This window comes from Streptomyces sp. NPDC019443 (assembly GCF_044389785.1).
In the GTDB taxonomy this organism is placed as follows: domain Bacteria; phylum Actinomycetota; class Actinomycetes; order Streptomycetales; family Streptomycetaceae; genus Streptomyces.
The window spans coordinates 434,130-453,363 of the sequence record NZ_JBIRYJ010000003.1; the positions used below are offsets into that span (position 1 = coordinate 434,130).

The 19,234-nt window shown below is 70.3% G+C and carries 20 protein-coding genes and 2 pseudogenes; 8 read left to right on the forward strand and 14 right to left on the reverse strand.

What is annotated here, in order from left to right:
- Positions 1–96 precede the first annotated feature (96 nt).
- Entirely contained in the window at positions 97–342 is a 246-nt protein-coding gene (locus tag ACH492_RS12340; RefSeq protein ID WP_307666087.1) for a DUF6158 family protein, read from the forward strand.
- Between the two features lie 88 nt (positions 343–430).
- Here the strand turns inward: ACH492_RS12340 and ACH492_RS12345 are convergent, their stop codons facing one another.
- The gene (locus tag ACH492_RS12345) at positions 431–967 is read right to left on the reverse strand and encodes a type 1 glutamine amidotransferase domain-containing protein (RefSeq protein WP_398985491.1); all 537 of its coding nucleotides are present in this window, start codon (positions 965–967) and stop codon (positions 431–433) included.
- Between the two features lie 4 nt (positions 968–971).
- On the reverse strand, positions 972–1,397 hold the full coding sequence (locus ACH492_RS12350) for a CBS domain-containing protein (protein WP_389184081.1): 426 nt from the start codon (positions 1,395–1,397) through the stop codon (positions 972–974).
- A gap of 266 nt (positions 1,398–1,663) precedes the next feature.
- Between ACH492_RS12350 and ACH492_RS12355 the strand changes: the two genes are divergently transcribed.
- Positions 1,664–1,825 carry a hypothetical protein gene (locus ACH492_RS12355; RefSeq protein ID WP_398986211.1) on the forward strand — a complete coding sequence of 54 codons (162 nt, stop codon included), beginning with the start codon at positions 1,664–1,666 and terminating at the stop codon, positions 1,823–1,825.
- Positions 1,822–2,298, forward strand: coding sequence for a Dps family protein (locus ACH492_RS12360; RefSeq protein WP_398985494.1), 477 nt, complete (start codon positions 1,822–1,824; stop codon positions 2,296–2,298). The genes ACH492_RS12355 and ACH492_RS12360 overlap by 4 nt, the downstream gene beginning before the upstream one ends.
- Positions 2,299–2,327: 29 nt before the next feature.
- On the opposite strand, the gene ACH492_RS12365 is transcribed toward ACH492_RS12360, so the two are convergent.
- A complete protein-coding gene (locus tag ACH492_RS12365; protein ID WP_398985496.1) occupies positions 2,328–3,149 on the reverse strand; it encodes an alpha/beta fold hydrolase in 822 nt (273 codons plus the stop codon).
- Between the two features lie 407 nt (positions 3,150–3,556).
- Positions 3,557–3,853, reverse strand: coding sequence for a hypothetical protein (locus ACH492_RS12370; RefSeq protein WP_398985498.1), 297 nt, complete (start codon positions 3,851–3,853; stop codon positions 3,557–3,559).
- A gap of 195 nt (positions 3,854–4,048) precedes the next feature.
- On the opposite strand from ACH492_RS12370, the gene ACH492_RS12375 reads away from it, so the two are divergent.
- From ACH492_RS12375 to ACH492_RS12385, 3 genes and pseudogenes are all read left to right on the forward strand, one after another.
- Positions 4,049–5,089: a permease gene (locus ACH492_RS12375; protein ID WP_398985500.1), complete on the forward strand. Its 1,041-nt coding sequence runs from the start codon at positions 4,049–4,051 to the stop codon at positions 5,087–5,089.
- Positions 5,086–5,865 carry a TIGR03943 family putative permease subunit gene (locus ACH492_RS12380; RefSeq protein WP_398985502.1) on the forward strand — a complete coding sequence of 260 codons (780 nt, stop codon included), beginning with the start codon at positions 5,086–5,088 and terminating at the stop codon, positions 5,863–5,865. The genes ACH492_RS12375 and ACH492_RS12380 overlap by 4 nt, the downstream gene beginning before the upstream one ends.
- A gap of 12 nt (positions 5,866–5,877) precedes the next feature.
- Positions 5,878–6,222, forward strand: a pseudogene (locus ACH492_RS12385) (Hsp20/alpha crystallin family protein); the annotation flags it as partial.
- Between the two features lie 32 nt (positions 6,223–6,254).
- Here ACH492_RS12385 and ACH492_RS12390 read toward each other — a convergent pair.
- The 5 genes and pseudogenes from ACH492_RS12390 to ACH492_RS12410 all read right to left on the reverse strand — a co-directional run.
- Positions 6,255–6,509, reverse strand: a pseudogene (locus ACH492_RS12390) (glycosyl hydrolase-related protein); the annotation flags it as partial.
- Positions 6,510–6,635: 126 nt separating this feature from the next.
- Complete coding sequence (locus ACH492_RS12395) at positions 6,636–8,081, reverse strand: carboxyl transferase domain-containing protein (RefSeq protein WP_398985504.1); 1,446 nt, start codon at positions 8,079–8,081, stop codon at positions 6,636–6,638.
- Positions 8,074–9,516: an acyl-CoA synthetase gene (locus tag ACH492_RS12400; RefSeq protein ID WP_398985506.1), complete on the reverse strand. Its 1,443-nt coding sequence runs from the start codon at positions 9,514–9,516 to the stop codon at positions 8,074–8,076. Before ACH492_RS12400 ends, ACH492_RS12395 begins: the two co-directional genes overlap by 8 nt.
- A 95-nt stretch (positions 9,517–9,611) precedes the next feature.
- Positions 9,612–9,956 (reverse strand): dihydrofolate reductase family protein, encoded by a 345-nt coding sequence (locus ACH492_RS12405; protein ID WP_398985508.1) that lies wholly within the window; start codon positions 9,954–9,956, stop codon positions 9,612–9,614.
- A gap of 100 nt (positions 9,957–10,056) precedes the next feature.
- On the reverse strand, positions 10,057–10,533 hold the full coding sequence (locus ACH492_RS12410; protein ID WP_398985510.1) for an SPW repeat protein: 477 nt from the start codon (positions 10,531–10,533) through the stop codon (positions 10,057–10,059).
- 161 nt (positions 10,534–10,694) lie between these two features.
- On the opposite strand from ACH492_RS12410, the gene ACH492_RS12415 reads away from it, so the two are divergent.
- On the forward strand, positions 10,695–11,810 hold the full coding sequence (locus ACH492_RS12415) for a sulfite oxidase (RefSeq protein ID WP_398985512.1): 1,116 nt from the start codon (positions 10,695–10,697) through the stop codon (positions 11,808–11,810).
- Positions 11,811–11,814: 4 nt separating this feature from the next.
- Here the strand turns inward: ACH492_RS12415 and ACH492_RS12420 are convergent, their stop codons facing one another.
- Together ACH492_RS12420 and ACH492_RS12425 are read right to left on the reverse strand one after the other, a co-directional pair.
- Positions 11,815–14,232: a SpoIIE family protein phosphatase gene (locus ACH492_RS12420; protein WP_398985515.1), complete on the reverse strand. Its 2,418-nt coding sequence runs from the start codon at positions 14,230–14,232 to the stop codon at positions 11,815–11,817.
- Complete coding sequence (locus tag ACH492_RS12425; protein WP_398985517.1) at positions 14,229–16,811, reverse strand: SpoIIE family protein phosphatase; 2,583 nt, start codon at positions 16,809–16,811, stop codon at positions 14,229–14,231. Before ACH492_RS12425 ends, ACH492_RS12420 begins: the two co-directional genes overlap by 4 nt.
- A 126-nt stretch (positions 16,812–16,937) precedes the next feature.
- Between ACH492_RS12425 and ACH492_RS12430 the strand changes: the two genes are divergently transcribed.
- Positions 16,938–17,357, forward strand: a complete 420-nt coding sequence (locus ACH492_RS12430) for a DoxX family protein (protein ID WP_398985519.1) — start codon at positions 16,938–16,940, stop codon at positions 17,355–17,357.
- 10 nt (positions 17,358–17,367) lie between these two features.
- Here the strand turns inward: ACH492_RS12430 and ACH492_RS12435 are convergent, their stop codons facing one another.
- From ACH492_RS12435 to ACH492_RS12445, 3 genes are read right to left on the reverse strand one after another with little or no spacing between them, the layout of a single operon-like run.
- The gene (locus tag ACH492_RS12435; RefSeq protein WP_398985520.1) at positions 17,368–17,706 is read right to left on the reverse strand and encodes a DUF3140 domain-containing protein; all 339 of its coding nucleotides are present in this window, start codon (positions 17,704–17,706) and stop codon (positions 17,368–17,370) included.
- A 41-nt stretch (positions 17,707–17,747) separates the two neighbouring features.
- Complete coding sequence (locus ACH492_RS12440) at positions 17,748–18,401, reverse strand: phosphoribosyltransferase (protein ID WP_398985522.1); 654 nt, start codon at positions 18,399–18,401, stop codon at positions 17,748–17,750.
- A 10-nt stretch (positions 18,402–18,411) separates the two neighbouring features.
- On the reverse strand, positions 18,412–19,224 hold the full coding sequence (locus ACH492_RS12445) for an SDR family NAD(P)-dependent oxidoreductase (RefSeq protein WP_398985524.1): 813 nt from the start codon (positions 19,222–19,224) through the stop codon (positions 18,412–18,414).
- Positions 19,225–19,234: the final 10 nt, after the last annotated feature.

Here is a 19,234-nt window from a genome sequence, read left to right on the forward strand (position 1 = left end):
TTCCTCCCGGAGTGGCCGGGTACTGCGTCCCTGCGGGTACCCGGAAGGTCATGAGTCACACAGCGCATCCGCCGGAACGGAATGAGGAACAGCCCCATGTCAGAGTTTGAGAACCCTGGTCAAGGAATCGACCCGACCCGTCTCGACGATCATGATTTGCTGCGCGAGCTCGAAACCATCCACCGGAGTCGGCACGACACGTTGCTGCACGGCTCGCCCGCCGCGCTCAATGCCCACAACATCCGGATGGCCCAGTTGGAGGGCGAGTATCTGCGCCGTCATCCGGAGCGTCCGGTGTCGCCGGGCAGGACGCGGGCCGGTGCCCGCGCCCGGGAGGAGTGAAGGGGGCGGGGAGCCCGTCCGGCGTATCCCGTCGGACGTATCCCGTCGGACGTATCCCGTCTCCCGCAGCCGGCCGGTTGCCGAGCCGTCAGCTCTTCGCGAACTCCGCCGTGAACGCCGCGGAGAACGCCTTGAGGTCGGCCGGCTTCCGGCTGGTGATCAGAACGTTCGGACCGGCATCGCAGATCCTCACCTGCTCGTCGACCCACTCTCCTCCCGCGTTGCGGATGTCCGTGCGCAGGCTGGGCCAGGAGGTCAGCGTCCGGCCCCGCACCACATCCGCTTCGACGAGCGTCCACGGAGCGTGGCAGATCGCCGCCACCGGCTTGCCCGCCTCGAAGAAGGCCCGTACGAACGCCACCGCCCGCCCGTCCATGCGCAGCGCGTCGGGATTGGCCACGCCGCCGGGCAGCACGAGGCCGCCGTACTCGTCCACGTTGGCGTCGGCGACCGTCAGGTCGACCGGGAAGGTGTCCGACTTGTCGAGGTGCTTGAAGGCCTGCACCCGGCCCGGCTTGGTCGAGATCAGCCTGGGCGTGTCTCCGGTGTCGGTGACCGCCTCCCACGGCTCGGTGAGTTCAATCTGCTCCACACCTTGGGGTGCCGTCAGAAATGCGACCAACATACGATCACCCCTCGTTGTTCGGGTTTGCCAGGCTGATCTCGGCGAGCGCCGAGTCCGGGTTCTCGGAGACAGCGAGATCTCCGATGCTGACCACGCCGACCGGACGGCCGTCCTCCACCACAGGCAGCCTGCGTACCGCACGGCTGCGCATCAGTCTGGCCGCTGCCGCGATCCCGTCGTCGGGGCTGACGCACACCGGGTCGCGCGTGCACACCGAGCCGACGCTGACGGTCAGCGGATCGTTGCCGTCCGCGATCACCCGCACCGCGATGTCACGGTCGGTGATGACTCCGACCAGCCGGTCGCCGTCGGCGACCAGTACGTCTCCGATGTCCTGGGCTCGCATCAGCCGGGCCGCTTCGACCAGCGAAGCGTCGGGCCGTACCGCCACCACTCCGAACGTCATGACTTCCCTCACGAACTGTGCCATGGCTGCTCGCCCGCTCTCCCTGACTTTTCGGCGCTCTTCGGTCGGAGACTGTGAGACCCCGCCTGAAGTACCCCGGGCACGCCGCCCCATGCCTCCGAAAACAACAGAAGGTCTGAAGGCTCCAGGTTTGAAGGCTCCGGGTCCGGGGACTCGATGAACCGGCCGAGCGGCCAATGGGATGAAGTACAGAGCTTCGGGCGCGGACGGCGGTCCGCGCCCGAGGCGTATGCGTCAGCTTCAGGCCCCGATCGGGTGAGGCTAGCTACCTGCTCTCCGCCGATTTCTGGAGCCGCACGCTGCAGAACTGGCAGTCCGAGCGGTGCGCCGGGCCGTCCGTTTCCGTCGACGGCTGCGGGGCACCCGCCAGGTCCGTACGGCGCACGACACGCAGCACGACACAGCACGACACAAGGAGAAGAGCGGCATGACTGTTATGAAGAGCACCCTTCCCGAACCTGCACGTCAGGTCATCGGGGACGCGCTTCAGGGCACGCTCGTCGACCTGCTGGGGCTCTCGCTCATGGCCAAGCAGGCGCACTGGAACATCGTGGGCCCGCGTTTCCGCAGCATCCACCTCCAGCTCGACGAAGTGGTCGCCGCGGCACGCTCCTACGCGGACACCGTCGCGGAGCGCGCGGCGGCACTGGGCATCTCCCCGGACGGGCGCGTCGAGACGGTCGCCGAGACCGGTTCGGTGGCCGATCCCAAGGAGGGCTGGCTGCAGGACACCGAAGTCGTGTCCCTGCTGGTCGAGACGTTGGAGGAAACGGTAGTACGGCTGCGAGATCGGATCGCCGCGACGGAGGAGTCCGACCTGGTGACCCAGGACCTGCTGATCCAGATCACGGCATCGATGGAGAAGCAGCGCTGGATGTTCCAGGCGGAGAACTCGCCGCTCTGACGAAGGTCAGCGGCGACAGCACTTTGTCCTCAGCCCTTGAGGAAGGCGATCAGGTCGTTGGTGAAGGCCTGCTCGTAGTCGCCGGTCAGGCCGTGCGGTGCGCCGGGGTAGACCTTGAGGGTGGCGTCCTTGACCAGCTGTGCGGACTTGTGGGCGGAGGCGCCGATGGGGACGATCTGGTCGTCGTCGCCGTGCGCGATGAGGGTGGGGACGTCGATGCGCTTGAGGTCCTCGGTGAAGTCGGTCTCCGAGAACTGCTTGATGCAGTCGTACGCGGCCTTCGACCCGGCCTGCATGCTCATCAGCCAGAACGCGTCGCGGGTGCCTTGCGAGACGGTGGAGCCGGGCCGGTTGGCGCCGAAGAAGGCCTCGCTCAACTCCTGGTAGAACTGCGACCGGTCGGCCGCCACCCCGGCCCTGATCCCGTCGAAGACGTCGATGGGCAGCCCGTCGGGATTGGCGTCGGTCTTCAGCATCTGCGGCGGTACAGCTCCGAGGAGTACGGCCTTGGCGACGCGGCCCGTGCCGTGCCGGCCGATGTAGCGGGCGACTTCGCCGCCGCCGGTGGAGTGGCCGACGAGGATGACGTCTTCGAGGCCGAGGTGTTCGATCAGCTGGGCGAGGTCGTCGGCGTAGGTGTCCATGTCGTTGCCCTGCCACGGCTGGCCGGAGCGTCCGTGCCCACGCCGGTCGTGGGCGATGGCGCGAAAGCCGTTCTCCGCGACAACGCGCAGCTGGTTGTCCCAGGCGTCGGCGTTCAGCGGCCAGCCGTGGCTGAAGATGACGGGTTGTCCGCTGCCCCAGTCCTTGTAGTGGATGTCGGTGCCGTCGGTGGTGGTGAAGCTGCCCATGAGTCCTGTTCCTCTCGGCTGCAATCCGGGCGGGTTCGGTCAGACGGAGCGTTGCGCTGCTGCTTCTTGCACGAGGCGTTGGCGATCGCCCACAGCACGGTGTGGTCATTCTCGCCGCCGACGGGCCACGGCCCACGAGGATCTGGGCATTCGCCTCGGCGACCGTCTCCGGGCATAGGGCCAGGACAGGGAGACCACGCCGCTGGAAGACATGCTATGTCTCACCTCAGGCTCTTGCGTCCCATCCGGCACCATTCGACCCCGTGCGCGATACTCGCCCCGGCAGCGTCCGAGAGGTGTGCTTCACGCGCACGCATCTGACGGAGCCCGACCACTCCCGCGCGCATCGCGCACGCACGTGCGGGTGGCTCCTGAGGCGTCAGGGGCCACCCGCATCGAGCGCCCTTTCAGTGGTCGTCCCAGTGCCCTTCGTGGTCGGCGTGCCTGTGACCGTCGTGCACATAGTCGATGTGGTCCCCATGGGGCACAGCCACGTGTCCACATCCCTCGCCATGCTGGTGCGCGTGGTCGCCGTGAGTGGTGTGCCCGCCGGCCTCGCACTCGTCCACATGGTCGTCGTGGACCCGGTGGAGGTGTCCGTCGTGGGCGTAGTCCACATGGTCTCCGTGTGGGAACGCGACATGGCCGCAGCCCTCATTGTGCTGGTGCACGTGGTTGGGATGGGGGGCGTGTGCAGTAGTCATGAGATTCCCCGGTTGCCTTTCGGAGCACAGCAGGCTCGTACGTTTTGCGCCACTGGCTCAATTCTCCTCTCCACGAGGCGTACCACAGCGGCTAACACGCCAGGGATCACCCGGTCGTATGTTCGCGTCTCAACGTGCCCAGCCTGGAACGATTTACTACTTATCGTGATGCTCTGTCACGTAACCGGAGCAGACATGCGCAATACGAAAGAACTGATGGACCGGCCGCAGAGCGAACTGATCATCGCCCCGATCCGCCACCACGCACATCACCGCCTTGGACCCTCTGCTGTCGTCGTCGGCGCGCTCTGCCTGCTTCTTCTTGTCGCCTTCGGCCGACTGTTCGGCGCCGACCAGTGGCTTACGCACCCCGGCTTCCGGGCGTGGCAGACGATCTGCGTGGCCATCGCCGTGCAGGCTCTGCCGTTCCTCTTGCTGGGCACTGTGATCTCCGGCGCCGTCAACGCGTTCGTACCGGCTCAAGCGTTCAGTCGGATGCTGCCGCGCAACCCTGCGCTCGCGGTGCCGGTGGCGAGTGCGGCCGGCGTCGTGCTGCCCGGCTGCGAATGCGCGTCGGTGCCGGTCGCGGGGAGCCTGATCCGACGCGGTGTCACACCGGCCGCCGCCTTCGCGTTCCTCCTCTCAGCACCCGCCGTCAATCCGATCGTGCTGGCCTCCACGGCCGTGGCGTTCCCCGGCAGTCCGGAGATGGTCGCCGCCCGGCTGATCGCCTCGTTGGCCACGTCCGCCGCCATGGGCTGGCTGTGGCTGAAGCTCGGGCGCTCGGACTGGCTGCGGATGCAGGCCCGGCATACCGGCCACAAGGAAGGGCACAGCCGATGGGAGGAGTTCCGGCTGGGCTTCCAGCATGACTTCCTGCACGCCGGCGGGTTCCTGGTGCTCGGCGCCATGGCGGCCGCGACCTTCAACGTCACCGTGCCGCGCTCGGTACTGGAGACCTTCTCCGGGTCGGCCTGGCTGTCCGTGCTCTTCCTCGCCGGCCTGGCCGTCGTCCTGGCCGTCTGCTCGGAGGCGGACGCCTTCGTCGCCGCCTCACTGACCGGCTTCTCCCCCACCGCCCGACTGGCGTTCATGGTGGTGGGCCCCATGGTCGACCTCAAGTTGATCGCTCTGCAGGCGGGAACTTTCGGCCGGGCCTTCGCAGTACGGTTCTCAACGGCCACGGCGGTGACGGCAGTCGTGTGCAGCGCACTCACCGGGTGGTGGCTGCTGTGAAGCGGACCGTCCAGGCAGCGCTGCTCCTGCTCACGGGGGCCGGGGTGCTGCGCGTCTCCCTGTTCAGCGACATCTGTCTGCGCTACGTCAAGGAAGGCATGCAGCCCTTTCTCATCGTCTCCGGCGTCGCACTGGTGAGTCTCGGCCTGATCGGTGCAGTACGCGACGGATTCCCCTTCACCGAGAGGCGCCGCTCGGTCGACGCGCACCTCGGCGAAGCCACGCTCGTACATGACGGGCACGGGCACGATCACAGCCACGGTCCGGGCATCGCCTGGCTGTTGCTCCTGCCCACGCTCGCCCTGCTGTTCTTCGCACCGCCGGCACTGGGCTCGTACACCGCCGCGCGCGACAACGCCAAGGCCGTCGAGGACTATTCACGCTTCGAACCCCTGCCGCCGCGCGGTCCGGCGCCGCTCTCGCTGACGGAGTTCATCGCCCGGGCGCAGCAGGACGACAGGCAGAGCCTCAAGGGGCGCAGCGTACTTCTGGCAGGGTTCGTCACACCCGGCGAGAACGGCACATGGGATCTGACCCGGCTGCTGGTGGCCTGTTGCGCCGCGGACTCCCAGTCCCTGACGGTCACCATGCACGGTGTGAAGGCGCCTCCTGCCGACGCCTGGGTGAAGGTGACCGGTACCTGGCACCCGGCCGGCACGCTGGGCACGGCCTCCGCGGGCCTCGCCCTCGACGTGACCTCCCTTCAGCGGATCCGGCAGCCTCCCAACCCATATCTGGACCGGGCCCCGGCTTCCGGCACGGCCCCGCCGCACTGACGACGTCGCCCTCTGGACCGTCTCACCCATCAGCTGTTCGGGACCGCCGCGCGACCGGCGACCATGCCCATGGACGCCTACCGGTCCGGAGACGAGTTCGTCGTCCACTTCGACCTGCCGGGTGTCGACCCGGAGAGCATCGACCTCGATGTCGAGCGGAACGTGGCCACCGTCCGGGCCGAGCGACGTTCACCAGCCCCCGGGGGCGTCGAGATGGTCGCCTCCGAGCGTCCGGCGGGCGTGCACACCCGTCAGCTCCTGCTTGGCGATTCCCTCGACCCCGAGCGCATCGAGGCGTCCTACGACGCAGGTGTACTCACCCTGCGCCTGCCGATCTCCACGGCCGTTGATCCCCGTTGCCTCCGCCCGGGGGCAACGGGGATCAGGGGTCACGACCCGGCGCGCGCCAGGCGCAGCGTCACAAGCTCGAAGGGGCGCAGCGTCAACTCCAGTGCGCCGCCCGTCAGTTCCGGCTCCGGTGCGTCGGCGAGCGGGCTCTACAGCAGGTCGGTCGCGGTGACGTCAGCAATCTCGAAGCCGATGTTCAGCAGGGCCCGTGCCCGGCCGCCCTCCGACTCGTAGAGGCGTACGACGACATCGCCGCTCGCGTCGTCCGCAAGCTTCACCGCGCTGACGACACTTGCCGCCGACGGTGGCGACCGCGGCGCCGCCCGCCGCGACGCCGTGCCGCTCGTGCGGCGCGGCGTTGAAGACCAGCTGAGTGCCCGCCGCGGCATCGAGCGCGAGAGCACAGCGCCGACGGGTGACGACTAACCTGCCGGGGCCGCCGGGGGCACGATGCCACGTGCGATGCCCAGTTCCACGAGGTCCTGCGGGCGCAGGCGAAGCTGGTCGGCCGTCGCGCGAGTCGCATCGGGCCCGCGTTTGAGGATCGCGGCGGCCAATTCCGGAGCGATGACGGAGAAGTAACTGTCCGGCGTGACCCAGGTGTTGCGGGGTGCGGCGAGCGCGAGTGCGCCGCCGGAGCCGCCCTCGCCGATCAGCAGGCTGGTGACCGGCACGCGGGCGGTGGCCACGGCGCCGAACAGGTCCGCGATGGCGGCGCCCGCTCCCGTGCCTTCCGCGTCCGCGTCATTGGCGGCGCCCGGTGTGTCGATCAGGGTGAGCACCGGGACGGACAGCCGGCCGGCGAGGCGGATCAACCGGGCCGCGGTGCGGTAGCCGGCCGGGAGTGTGGGGGTGCCGCGCTGGGCGGCGTACGCGATGGTCCGGCCCTCGCGCAGGCCGAAGCCGCAGAGCATCCCCGGGTCGACACCTCCGCAGCGGTCGCCGTTGATCGACTCGCGGGTCTCGAAATACGCGTCGAGATAGGCGGCGGCGCGGGGCCGGCCGGGGGAACGGGCCTGGAGCACCGCGTCCCAGCCGGTGGCGGGGAGTCCGGCACGGCCCAGGGAACGGGGCGGCGGCGCGGGTTGGAGGAAGTGACTGGACTCGGCAGCGTGGCCTGCGGCCGCCGGCCGCGCCGCGGCATCGGACCCGGCGGGCAGCGGCGTTGCGGAACCGCCCATCAGCGGCGTCGAGGAACTGCCGGTCAGCAGCCTCAACCACCGTTCCAGCATCCCGGGCAGCTCCTCCTGCCGCACCACCGCGTCGACATGGCCCGCCGCCCATTGCGCCTCCGCGGTGTACGCGTGCGGATCCGCCTCCGGCGGGCGCACGCGCGAGCCGGCGAAGCCGATCTGGGCGCCGGGCAGCGCAAGGATCACGTCCGCGCCCGCGCCCAGCGTCGCCCAGCCGCCGCCCGTCGTCGGGTCGCGCACCACCGCGACCTGCGCCAGTCCGGCGGCGCGGGTCAGTGCGGACTGCCGTGCCACGCGGTGGAGTTGGGCCAGCGCGCGCATCCCCTCCTGCATCCGGCTGCCGCCGGTGGCGATCAGCGAGACGACGGGCAGCCGTCGCTCTCGCGCATGCATGTGCGCCGCCTCCAGCCGGTCGCCCGTCAGCTCGCCCAGCGATCCGCCCAGGAAGCCGAACTCGAAGGAGATCAGCACCGCTTCGGTGGCCCCGACCCGGCCGGTGCCGCAGACGACCGACTCCTGCTCTCCGGTGCGTTTCGCGGCGCGGGCGCGCTGCTCGTCGTATCCCTGCCAGGCGATGGGGCCGTCGGGGGCGGACATGCCCTCGGGGACGGGCAGTTCGGTGAAGGCCGAGGTCACCCGCGCGACGGCATCACGAGCCGTGAGGTGGTCAGCCATGGAGGGCCCGCTTCATGACCTTGCCCATGTCGTTGCGCGGCAGGGCATCGAGAAAGCGCACGTCACGAGGGCGCTTGTGCGGGGCGAGCTGAGCTGCGACATACTCGGACAGCTCATTCGGCGCGGGTGGCGCGGACGGGTCGGCGGGCACGATCCAGGCGACGATCCGCTCGCCCAGGTCGGCGTCCGGCTCCCCGGTCACCGCCGCCTCCCGTACGCCGGGGTGGTCGAGCAGGGCGTTCTCGATCTCGCCCGCACCGATCTTGTAGCCGCCGCTCTTGATGAGGTCGGTGGCCTTGCGGCCGACGATCCGGACATACCCGTCGGCGTCCAGGCTCGCCATGTCCCCCGTGCGGAACCAGCCGCCGTCGAAGGCCGCCGCGGTCGCGTCGGGCCGGTTCAGATACTCCGTGAAGAGGTTCGGCCCGCGCACCTGGATCTCGCCGATGCCGTCGCTCTCGTCGACCAGCCGCAGCTCAACTCCCTTGAGGGGCAGGCCGACCGTGCCGGGACGCGGTTCGCCGTCGGCGCGCACAGAGGGCCGGGGGTCCGGGGGTGTCCACCGGGACGAGCACAGCATGAGTGTCTCGGTCATGCCGTACCGCTCGATGACCCTGCGGCCGGTCGCTGCCGCGATCCGCTCGTGGTCGTGCACGGGCAGCGCGGCCGAGCCGGAGACCAGCAGCCGGGCCCCGGCCAGGGCCTTCGCGAGCCGCGGATCGCCGGGAAGTGCCTCGGCGATCCGGTGATACATCGTCGGCACGCCGAACAGCATCGTCGCGCCCGACTCCAGCTCGCGCGCCACGCCGTCCGTGCTGAACCGTCCCAGATGCCGCACCGAGCCGCCGCGGCGCAGCGGGCCGAGGATGCCGAGGATCAGCCCATGGACGTGGAAGAGCGGAAGGCCGTGGACGAGGACGTCGTCGGAGGTCCACTGCCAGGCGTCCTCAAGGGCGTCCAGGGTGGAGGTGATCGCGCGGCGCGGCAGCACGGCGCCCTTGGGCGGCCCGGTGGTGCCCGAGGTGTAGACGATGAGGGCGGGCGCATCGGCGGACGGCTCGGGCGGCAGCGGCGCTCGCCCTGCGGTGGTCTCGATGTCCGTACGCGGCAAGGCGCGGAGCACCGGGGGCAGTTCGGCGCCCGGCTCCGCCAGTACGAGTGACGGCGCACTGTCCCCGACGATGTGCGCCAGCTCGCGCTCGCCTGTCTTCGGGTTGAGCGGTACGGCGGGCACACCCGCCAGCAGCGCGGCCACGACGCCCACCGCCGTCTCCAGGGTGGGCGTCGCCCAGACGGCGACCCTGTGCGCATCGCTGATCCGGGCGGCCAGCGAGCCTGCCGCCGCGGCCAGTTCGGCGTGGGTCAGGGACCGGTCGCCGAACCGGAGGGCGGGCAGCGGCGACCGGGCGGCGAGGGCAGGGAAGAGAGGGGACACGCGTCGTACTCCTTGTTGTCGTCGAGTCTGACCGGTCGTCCGAAGCCCGGCATCACGATGATCCCTCCGTACGCCGTCCGCCGGGTGAAAACCGGCTACGAAGCCCGGTCGCCGGGCGAGTACCGGACGAGCACGTTGTCGGTGCCGTCCCAGGTGTGCGTGGACAGCAGCCGAAGCGTGGGCACCGTTCCGGCGCCGAAGGCCGGCGTCCCGCCGCCGACGACGACAGGCCCGATCATCAGGTGGAGTTCGTCGACGAGGACGGCGGCGAGGAGATCGTTCCAGAGGGTGCGGCTGCCGAAGACCAGGATGTCCCGGCCAGGGCCGCTTCTGAGCTCGGCGATCTGCTGGCGGGCGTCCGCGCGCCGGACGATGCGGGTGGTGTCGTGCCGCGGCTTGGTCCGGCTGTCGGTGAGCGGGAGCACGTCCACGTCATCCATCGCGACATCATCACGGTGGGGTGCGCAATCCGCACCCCACCGCCTCTCAGCCGGGTATCCGGAACGAGTCGATGTGATCAGTGCCTTCCGTGCGTGCGCGTCAGCGCATCGGGGCGATGCCCGCGTCGCCGCGAGAGCCTGCGCGGGCTCCGAGGCGACCGGGTGCGCGGACGTCCATGGCGGCCATGGCCAGGCCGAGCAGCAGGGCCACAACGCCGACGATGATGTTGTTGACGATGGTCCGAGTCGTGTCGACGTTACCGACGACGACCCACGGAGAGATGATCGTCCATGCTCCGATGGCTATCGCGCACCAGGCCATGGCGTGTGTCCGCTCGTATGCCGAGCCGAACCCGCCCATGCACAGGACATAGGCGGCGCCGGTGATCAGGTTGCACACGGCCAGCGTGGTGAGGCCGTTGAACCCGGCTATCCACGGCGATGCGGCCAGGTACAGACCGGTCAGCAGGGCCAGTGTCTCGATCGCCTGGGCACGGGGAGTGGTGGTCGCCCGTTCGAACCGGGAGCGCATCTCGGCCAGATCGGGGTGTTGCTCGATGCTCGGATGGGTGGTCATTGCGGGCCGCCTCCATTCAGAAGCCTTTATCTGCCCTTTAACTCAGATATAACGCTTGCTCGGGCATTCCAGTCAACCGGTGGGACCAAGCACCTTTGGCCAGTGTTTCTCCGGCCGCTCCGCGAGGTGCCCGGACCTGGCGAGAAGAGCACCATGGGGGCATGGAGGGACGCATCGGTGACATCAGCGCACCAGGGCGCGTCGCGGCACCCGACGAGGGCATCGGCCTGGACGAACTGGCCCTCGCGGCCCGCAATCATGGGATGCCGCTGGAGGCCATGCGTTACGACCTCACCCCGGCCGGACTGCACTACGTCCTGGTCCACTACGACATCCCCGCGGCCGACTCCGATGGATGGGAGCTGACCGTCAGCGGCCGGGTGCGCACTCCGCTGACGCTGGACATGGCGACGCTGCGGTCGTTCCCGGCAGCCACCCAGCGCGTGACGATGGAATGCGCGGGGAACGGCCGGGCCCGGCTCTCGCCGCGCCCGGTGAGCCAGCCCTGGCTGGTCGAGGCGGTCGGAACCGCCGAGTGGACCGGGGTGCCGCTGCGCACGCTGCTCGCCGAGGCCGGGGCGGATGCGACTGCCGTCGAGGCCGTCTTCACCGGAGCCGACCACGGCGTCGAGCGCGGCGTCGAGCAGGACTACCGGCGCAGTCTGCCGTTGCCCCTGGCCATGGGCGACGATCCGGAGGTGCTGGTGGCGTACGCGATGAACTGGCGGCCCCTGCCGCCGCAGCACGGCAGTCCGCTGCGGCTGATCGTCCCCGGCTGGTACGGCATGGCGCACGTGAAGTGGCTGCGCGACATCGCCCTCACCGACACCCCGTTCACCGGCTTCCAGCAGACGGTTGCCTACCGCTACCGGCAGCAGGCCGACGACCCCGGCGAGCCGGTCACCCGGATCGCGCCACGAGCCCTGATGATCCCGCCCGGGTTCCCCGACTTCATGTCCCGGGCCCGTGTCGTACGCGCCGGTGTGGTGCCACTGGAGGGCCGGGCGTGGTCCGGGCACGCCCCGGTGACGAGGGTGGAGGTGAGCACCGACGGAACCAGTTCCTGGAGCGAGGCCGAACTCGCCCCGGCAGACGGCCACCGATGGGCCTGGCGGCGCTGGCAGTCCTCCTGGGCCGCCGCACCGGGCAGCCATGTGCTCAGCGCCCGCGCCACCGACGCCGAGGGCCGCACTCAGCCCCTCACCCAGCCATGGAACCGCGGCGGCTTCGCCAACAACCTGGTCCAGCGGATCCCCGTACTGTGCCTGGAGACCTAGATCTTCACGACGGCAGCGCCTGCTCGGCCCAGATCGTCTTGCCCGCGGATGTGTGCCGCGTGCCCCACCGCAAGGTCATCTGCGCGATGAGGAAGAGACCCCGGCCGCCTTCGTCGTCGCTGCCGGCGTGGCGCAGATGCGGTGAGGTGTGTCCGGTGTCGGAGACCTCGCAGATCAGCGTCTGCTCGCGGATGAGCCGCAGCTGAATCGGGCCGGATGCGTACCGCATGGCGTTGGTGACGAGCTCGCTCACCACCAGCTCGGTGGTGAAGACCAGGTCGTCAAGGCCCCATTCGCCGACTTGCTCGGCGACCGCGGCCCTGGCCCTGCCGACCTCCTCCGGATCGGCCGCCAGCTCCCACGCGGCCACCTGGTGGCGGTCCAGCGTGCGCGTGCGTACGAGCAGCAGCGCTGCGTCGTCGTCCACGGAACCGGGCCGCAACGGCCCCACCGCGTGGTCGCACAGGTCCTCCAGCGGGCGCCGGTGCTCGGTGAGGACGGCGCGGAGCCTGTCGAATTCGGCGTCGACGTCCCGGCCGCGGGCCCGGACGAGGCCGTCGGTGAACATGGCGAGAAGGCTGCCTTCCGGCAGTATCAGTTCCGCGCTCTCGAAGGGCAGGCCTCCGAGGCCGAGGGGCGGGCCCGCAGGCAGGTCGGGGAAGTTGACCGAGCCGGTTGCCGGGTCGACGACTCCAGGGAGGATATGGCCGGCGCGCGCCATTCTGCAGAGTCCGGACACCGGGTCGTACACGGCGTACAGGCACGTCACCCCAAGCCCGTCATGGCCCGTCCCGCTGTCGCTCTCGGTGAGGGCGGCGTCCTGCTCGTCGGCGGTCTGGCCGATCAGGTCGTCCAGGCGCGCGAGGAGCTCCTCCGGCGCGAGGTCGAGCCGGGCGAGCACACGTACGCTCGTGCGCAGCCGGCCCATGGTGGCTGCGGCGCGCAGACCGTGGCCGACCACATCGCCCACGACCAGACCGACCCGCGCGCCCGACAGGGGGATGACATCGAACCAGTCGCCGCCGACTCCGGCCCTGCTGTCAGCGGGCAGATAGCGGTACGCCATCTCGACGGCGGTGAGCCGCGGCAGAGTCTGCGGAAGCAGACTGCGCTGAAGCATGAGGGCGGCGGCGTGCTCACGGGTGTAGCGGCGGGCGTTGTCGATGCATACGGCGGCCCGGGCGACCAGCTCGTCGGCGACCGCCAGCTCACCGGTGTCGAACGGGTCGGGGTGGCTGTCCCGCGCAAAGGTGACCACTCCCAGCGTGGCGCCCTCGGCACGCAGCGGCACGACCAGCCGCGAGCTCCCGGGCGCTCGCCCGTCACTGCCGGGCGTGACCAGCCGGCGTTCCAGTACGGACCGCCCCGAGGAGAGGCTGCGGGCCTGGGGCGAGTCCGGCGGGAAGTCGATCCGCTGGGCGGGCCGGGCTTCGTTCGGGCCCGCTTCCTGTCCCGGCGCTCCCCACACCCGGACCACGCTGCTCGTCGGCTCGCTGCCCGGCGTGGGCTGCTCGCCGCCCAGGACTTCCTCAAGGAGGTCGACCGTGACCGCGTCGGCGAACTGCGGAACGATGACAGCGGAGAGCTCCTGCGCCGTGCGGACCATGTCCAGGGTGGTGCCCACCTGTCCGCCCGCTCGGACCAGAAGGTCCAGTCGCTGCTGCGCGAGATAGCGGGCGGTGATGTCCACCGTCTCCTCGCACACGCCCAGCGAGGAGGACCCGGCGTCCTGCAGCCGGTAGTAGGAGCACGACCAGACATGGTCGTGCTCCGGGTCCACGGGCGGGCGGCCTCGGTAGTGGAGTTCGATGACGGGCTCGCCGGTGACGAGCACCCGCCGCATGACCTCCTCCAGCGTCGCCGGATACCGCGAAGAGAGGACCTCGCCATGGGTCACCATGTCGTCCGGGCCCATGCCCGCGTACTGCGAGGTGCCCATCTCATGGAGCAGGGCGACGTTCGTCCACACCACCCGCAACTGCGTGTCGTAGATGGCCAGGCCGACCGGTGACTGCGTGGCCAGGCCCCGGAGCATCGCCTGCAGGGCCTCCCACTGTTCCGTCTCGTCCGCGTCGGCCAGGCTCAGCACCCGGGCGGGCCCGGCTCCCGCGTGGGACAGCGGAAGCACCGCGGTGGCCACGCGGAGGGTACGGCCGTCCCGGTGCCGCATGGGCAGCACCTGTCGGCGGGAGAACGGGACGCCCGGAAGGTCCGCGGCCGTGCGAGGCCCGCCCGCGGGGTGCACCACCAGGGCGCCGATCGGGTGCCCGAGCACTTCGTGCGACGGATAGCCGAGCAGCTCCTGGGCCGTGGGGCTCCAGCCGACGACGGTGCCGTGGGCGTCCAGTACGGCCGTGGCCGCTCTCGTGACGTCGAGGGGGCCGCGGAAGCCGCGATTCTCGGCCGCGTTCAGCGTGCTCATGGCGCTCGCCTCGCTCCGGCCCCGGCCCCGTGCGCCGACGAGGCCCCGGTCCAGCGGGCGGCGAGCAGCAGTGCGATGTCGTCGGGCCGGTCGGTGGCGTGCCGAGCCTCTCGGATGAGGCGGTCGGCCGTCTCGGCGAGAGGGGACGAGCGGGCTTCGGCGAGTGTGCTGCGCAGTTGGTCGATGCCGAGGTCGATGTCGCTTCCCGGCTGCTCCACCAGCCCGTCGGTGAACAGCGCCAGGACCTCGCCCCGCGCGAGCTGCAGTTCGGTGACGGGGTACGACGCGTCGACGTCGACGCCGAGCACGACGCCGCCGGGAAGGTCCAGGACCTCGGTGCGACCGTCGACGTGTCGCAGCAGGGGCTGAGGGTGCCCGGCCCGCACGGCCTGCGTCGCGCCCGTCGCCGGGTCGAGGACGATGTAGCAGCAGCTGGCGAACTGGCCGGGATCGAGGTCGATGAGCAGCCGGTTGGTGCCGGCCATCACCTGCTGCGGATCGTGCACGTTGAGCGCGAAGGCGCGTACGGCGCTGCGCAGTTGGCCCATGGTGGCGGCGGCGGAGACGCCGTGTCCCTGCACGTCGCCGATGACCAGGGCGACACCCCGGCCGGTCTCGATGACGTCGTACCAGTCGCCTCCGACCTCCATGCCCTGGGTGCCGGGGAGGTACCGCCCGACGGTGTCGACGTGTTCGAGTACGGGTAGCCGGTGCGGCAGCAGGGCGGCCTGCAGGCCGCGGGCGAGGGCGGCCTCGGTGTCGTAGCGCTGGGCTCGCTGGAGGGCCTGTGCGATGAGTCCGGCCAGCGCGGTGAGGACTGTGCGCTCTTCGGGGCTGAATCCGCGCGGCTGGTCGAAGCCGAGGATGCAGGAGCCGACGGGACGTCCGGAGGCGATCAGCGGCAGGAAGGCCCTGGCGCCGACGTTGGCGTCCATGGGTATGCCGGGGTAGGCGGCGGCCAGGCGTTCCATGGACTCGAAGAACATGGGGCGGCCGGAGGTGAGGGTCTCCACGCCGGGCAGCCGGGCGTCGAGCCCGACGCCGTCGAATCGGTCGAGGAAGCCCTGCGGGAAACCGGTCTCCCAGGCGAGGTAGAGATGTCGCTCGTTCAGGAGGTAGATCGCCAGCTGGCGGCCGCCGAAGGCGGGCAGCAGCTCCTCCGTGACCACGGCGGACACCTGGCGGGCGGTGACGGCCTCGGTCAGCGCGATGGCCAGGGCGACCGGGCGGTACAGCGCGGAGGCGCTGTCGGCGGAGGAGCCGAGCCCCATGCCCGGCAGAGTGACGGACGCCGGCGAGTACGCGGGTTGGTCCTCAGGGGCGACAGTGAGGGTCACTCCGTCGTGGCCGGGGTAGAGCCAGACGGACATCCACTCCTTGGACGCTCTCTGGGCCATGAAGTGGACGGGTTCGTGGGAGATCAGTGCGGCCCGGAAGTGGTCCTCGTAGTTGGGGTGCCCGAACCACGGCAGTGCCTCCCACAGGACGCGCCCGGCCAGCTCGGACCGGGCGTGGCCGAGCAGGGTCTCCGCGCTGTGGTTGATGTGGACGATCCGGCCGAGGCGGTCGAGCGAGAAGATGCATCGCGGGAGCCGGTCGGTGGCTTCGGCGGCGATCGGCCCGATACCGAGGTCCACGAGGAAGCCGGTCAGGTGACTGCCGTGGCCTTCGCCCGGCGGGAGCGCGCGGCCCGAGATCTCCAGCAGGTGAGGTCGGCCGTCGGGTCCTCGTAGCCGCATCCTGCGCGCCACCGGCCGGCCCGACTCCACCGCCTGGCGGGCGATCGTCCACAGTCCGTACACGTCCTCCGGCGCCAGCCGCTCCGCAAGCGCCTCGACGGTGCCGGGGAAGGCCGCGGGGTCGCTGCCGAGGATCGCGCACAGTTCCTCGTCGGCGGATATGGAGCCGCTGTCGAGGTCCCAGTCGAAGTGACCGATCCGCACCGGCGGCGTGGTGGCCGCGGGCAGCTGGACGCAGACCGGTTCACCGTCCCACTCGACGAGCGTGCCGTCAGCGCCCAGCTCCGCGAGGGCACCGCCGAGGCGCCTTGCGGCGGCATTCAGCCGGCGGCGGTCGCTCCGGCTGACCTTGTTTCCGGGGGTGGCCCGGCGCAGCACCGCGAGCACCCCGTACTTCTCGCGGCCGCTGAAGACCGGCTCGTACAGGGAGCCGAAGGGGTACGGCATGCCCGCCATCAGCTGCGGGAAGCGGCGCATGGCTTCCTCGGCGTCGGCGAGATGGACGGCCTGGCCCGATCGGTGGGCCTCGGCCACCGGGAACGGCCTGTTCACATGCATACGCCACCAGGGGCGGAAGAGCCGGGCAGGCAACCCGGCGAGCACGGCGAGGCGGAGCAGCCCCTGCGTCCGGGAGCGCAGATAGATGCCGCCTGCGTAACCGCCGACCGATTCGATTCCGCTGACGGCGGCCTGTGCGAGCACCATGGCCAGTTCGTCCGGAACTCGGCCGGTGGTGTTCGGTTGCCCGGGCGACGGCCCGCTCTCACTCAGCGGTGCGTGCCCGGCCGCCCCGTACCAGTTCACACAGCCAGCATGCTCCCCGGCGGCAGTGCGGCGCATCTCATTGCCCCGCCCGCACCGACGGTCTCAGGTCTACCGAATGAAACATTTCGCCCATTGGCCGAGTAAAATCACATGCAGGAAGTTTTCCCTTCAAATTTCCTGCGAGCGAGCCTGGAGGTAACAGTGGATGTCCTCGTGCTCATCGGTCGCCTTCTCTTCTGCGTGCTGTTCCTCAACTCGGCGGTGGGCCACCTCACCAAGACGAGGGTCATGGCCGGCTACGCCGCCTCGCGTGGCGTCCCCGCCCCCGTGCCCGCGACCGTGGCCAGCGGACTCGTTCTCCTGGCCGGCGGGCTGATGGTGGCGTTCGGGGTCTGGGCGGACCTGGGCGCGCTGCTGCTGGTCGTCTTCCTGGTCCCGACGGCGCTCCAGATGCACTCCTTCTGGAAGGAGACCGACGAACAGGCCAAGACGGTGGAGATGGTCAGCTTCTTCAAGGACCTGTCGCTTGCCGGTGCGGCGCTCATGCTGCTGGCCTTCTTCTCGTACGTGGGCCACGATCTCGGGCTCACGCTCACGGGTCCGCTCTTCGACATCAGCTGACGCCCCCCTTCTACGCGGGGGGTTTGAGCGGGTCGTGCCCGATCGACATCAGGCGGTGGCGCAGGCTCGGATCGCCGTCCCGCAGGTCGTCGTCCCGCTGGTCGCCGACGGCATCCACCACCTCGTACATGACGCTGATGTCGTCGTTCGTGAGGTCGGCGCGGCGCTTGTGCAGAATGTCGAGCACATGCAGCCCGGTGGGGCTGCCTGCGTGTTCCGGCAGCGGCTGCGCGCTCTTGTCCGCGTCGTACTCCGTCAGCCAGGCGCTCAGCTCCTGCGAGGTCATGTTGACCACACGGTGGAACTCCGCCCAGAGCGCGTCGAGTTCAAGGGTGTCGATGTCGGCCATGAGTCCTCCCGGGGTTTGCGTGGCCTCCTCGGACGGCGGTCTCAGACCGTCGAGGAGAGGCCGCGCAGGGTGTCGAGCACCTCTCGGTCGGAGACCTGGCCGAAGTCCGCGTACCACTGCCCCACCGACTGGAAGTTGTGCGGCTGGTGCAGGCACATGAGGTCGTCGGCCTCCGCCTGCAGTTCCACGACGCTGCGCGCAGCGCAGACCGGTACGGCCAGAACCAGCCGTCCGGGATTCTGGCGGCGCAGATGGCGCAGCGCGGCGCGCGCGGTGATGCCGGTGGCGAGGCCGTCGTCGACCAGGATGACGCTTCGGCCCTGCACCTGAGGTTCGGGCCGCCCGCCGCGGTAGAGGTCGTCGCGACGGTGCAGTTCGAGCCGTTCCATGGCCACCTCCGCCGCGAACTCAGACTCGTCCAGCCCCAGGACTTCCAGCGCCAGGCGGTCGAAGACGGGCGGATCCTCGCCGACGATCGCCCCGATGCCGACTTCCGGTGCGCCCGGGGCACCGATTTTGCGGACCACGAGGACGTCCATGGGTACGTGCAGGGCCCGGGCGACCTCCGCGGCGACGGGCACGCCGCCACGAGGCAGAGCGAGCACGACCACGTCAGTGAGGTCGCCGTCCGCCGCCCATTCCAGGAGCCTGACGCCAAGCTCCTGGCCGGCGTGCCGCCGATTGTCGAATCGCATGGCGTCCCTCCTAGCGGCCGGCGTCCGAGGTGCGTGAACCCGGTTCCGCCGTCCTCCGGTGCGCAACCGCCTTCACGCTGTCAGGGAGCACCCTGCTGGCGAGCCCCTGGACCTTGGTCCTGGCAGAACCCGCGACGAGCTTCTTCCTCCCGGCCATGAGCGCCTCGAAACCCTGCCGCGCCACCAGCTCGGGATCGTCCTTCGGCCGTCGGCCGACCTTTGTGTCCTCCATCCCTGCCCGGTGGAAGAACTCCGTGTCTGTCGGCCCCGGCATGAGTGAAGTGATCGTCACACCCGTGTCCTTGAGCTCGTTCTGCAAGGCCTGCGCGAACGACTGGATGAAGGACTTCGAGGCGTTGTACACAGCCTGGTAGGAGCCGGGCACGGTCGAGGCGATGGAGGAGGTGAAGAGCAGCCTGCCCTCGCCCCGGGCGACCATGTCCGGCAGCAGACGCTTCGCCAGCTGCACGGTCGAGGTGATGTTGAGGTCGATGATCCGGAGCTCGTCCGCGAGGTCCGTCTCGACGAACGCCCCGCCCTGGCCGACACCGGCGTTGAGCGCGGCGGCCGCGACCGGCCGGCCCGTGGCCGAGACGACCCGGTACAGCTGCTCCACGCCGCCCTGGGTGGCCAGATCGGCCTGGACCGTCTGGATTCCCACGCCTGCTCCGCTCGCCCGGACCTCGTCCGCCGCGAGGTGCAGTTCGCCGTCCTCCGCCGTCAGTACGAGGTCGAATCCGTGCTCCGCGAATTGCTTGGCCAATTCGAAACCGATGCCGCTCGATGCACCTGTGACGACGGCCAGTGGCCTGGTCTCGTTCATGCACACCGGG

What these genes read in the sequence shown, in the direction of transcription:
- ACH492_RS12340 (WP_307666087.1), top strand. Translation starts at nt 97, where the DNA reads ATGTCAGAGTTTGAGAACCCTGGTCAAGGAATCGACCCGACCCGTCTC.
- ACH492_RS12345 (WP_398985491.1), bottom strand. Translation starts at nt 967, where the DNA reads ATGTTGGTCGCATTTCTGACGGCACCCCAAGGTGTGGAGCAGATTGAA.
- ACH492_RS12350 (WP_389184081.1), bottom strand. Translation starts at nt 1,397, where the DNA reads ATGGCACAGTTCGTGAGGGAAGTCATGACGTTCGGAGTGGTGGCGGTA.
- ACH492_RS12360 (WP_398985494.1), top strand. Translation starts at nt 1,822, where the DNA reads ATGACTGTTATGAAGAGCACCCTTCCCGAACCTGCACGTCAGGTCATC.
- ACH492_RS12365 (WP_398985496.1), bottom strand. Translation starts at nt 3,149, where the DNA reads ATGGGCAGCTTCACCACCACCGACGGCACCGACATCCACTACAAGGAC.
- ACH492_RS12370 (WP_398985498.1), bottom strand. Translation starts at nt 3,853, where the DNA reads ATGACTACTGCACACGCCCCCCATCCCAACCACGTGCACCAGCACAAT.
- ACH492_RS12375 (WP_398985500.1), top strand. Translation starts at nt 4,049, where the DNA reads ATGCGCAATACGAAAGAACTGATGGACCGGCCGCAGAGCGAACTGATC.
- ACH492_RS12395 (WP_398985504.1), bottom strand. Translation starts at nt 8,081, where the DNA reads ATGGCTGACCACCTCACGGCTCGTGATGCCGTCGCGCGGGTGACCTCG.
- ACH492_RS12405 (WP_398985508.1), bottom strand. Translation starts at nt 9,956, where the DNA reads ATGGATGACGTGGACGTGCTCCCGCTCACCGACAGCCGGACCAAGCCG.
- ACH492_RS12410 (WP_398985510.1), bottom strand. Translation starts at nt 10,533, where the DNA reads ATGACCACCCATCCGAGCATCGAGCAACACCCCGATCTGGCCGAGATG.
- ACH492_RS12415 (WP_398985512.1), top strand. Translation starts at nt 10,695, where the DNA reads ATGGAGGGACGCATCGGTGACATCAGCGCACCAGGGCGCGTCGCGGCA.
- ACH492_RS12420 (WP_398985515.1), bottom strand. Translation starts at nt 14,232, where the DNA reads ATGAGCACGCTGAACGCGGCCGAGAATCGCGGCTTCCGCGGCCCCCTC.
- ACH492_RS12425 (WP_398985517.1), bottom strand. Translation starts at nt 16,811, where the DNA reads ATGCGCCGCACTGCCGCCGGGGAGCATGCTGGCTGTGTGAACTGGTAC.
- ACH492_RS12435 (WP_398985520.1), bottom strand. Translation starts at nt 17,706, where the DNA reads ATGGCCGACATCGACACCCTTGAACTCGACGCGCTCTGGGCGGAGTTC.
- ACH492_RS12440 (WP_398985522.1), bottom strand. Translation starts at nt 18,401, where the DNA reads ATGCGATTCGACAATCGGCGGCACGCCGGCCAGGAGCTTGGCGTCAGG.
- ACH492_RS12445 (WP_398985524.1), bottom strand. Translation starts at nt 19,224, where the DNA reads ATGAACGAGACCAGGCCACTGGCCGTCGTCACAGGTGCATCGAGCGGC.